At 63.9% G+C, this 479-nt stretch carries 2 protein-coding genes; one reads left to right on the top strand and one right to left on the bottom strand.

Translation table 11 applies throughout. The annotated features are described in order from the left end of the window. On the bottom strand, nucleotides 1-244 hold a 244-nt coding region (locus LPA54_RS37380; RefSeq protein WP_228984898.1), incomplete at its 3' end, for a helix-turn-helix domain-containing protein. Nucleotides 245-269: 25 nt separating this feature from the next. Between LPA54_RS37380 and tnpA the strand changes: the two genes are divergently transcribed. Continuing rightward, on the top strand, nucleotides 270-479 hold a 210-nt coding region (tnpA, locus tag LPA54_RS37375), incomplete at its 3' end, for an IS200/IS605 family transposase (RefSeq protein ID WP_228984897.1).

The raw sequence follows: 479 nt of genomic DNA, 5'->3' as shown, positions 1-479 counted from the left end.
GGGACTGCTGGAGCACGACCGCCGACACCTCGCCGAGCCACGCCCGCTCGGACGTCTGCTTGGCCTCGGTGATCAGCGTCTTGGACAGGTCGCCGGTCTTCGGGAACGGCAGCCCCTCGCTGCGGGCGGTCTCCCGAGCGCGAAGCGCGTCGTTGTAGACCACCCGCGCGCACCCGAACGCCCTCGCCAGCGCCGTGCGCTGACCGGCGCTCGGGTACACCCGGAACGAGTACCTGAGCTGCATACGGATCACGCTACACAATTGGTTTATGGGTATCGATGAGAACATTCGTACTGGTCGTCACTGTGTCTTCCGTATTCACGTCCACTTGGTTTTCGTGACGAAGTACCGGCACAAGGTCTTCGCCGACCGACACCTGACGCGGTGCGAGGAGATCATGCGGGCCGTGTGCGAGGACTTCGAGGCCGAACTGGTCGAGTTCAACGGCGAGGACAACCACGTCCACCTGCTCGTGAAC

It is taken from the genome of Streptomyces sp. DH12 (genome assembly GCF_020873895.1).
Classification (GTDB): domain Bacteria; phylum Actinomycetota; class Actinomycetes; order Streptomycetales; family Streptomycetaceae; genus Streptomyces.
Note: the sequence above shows the minus strand (reverse complement) of the source record. Positions and strands in the feature narration are given on the sequence as shown.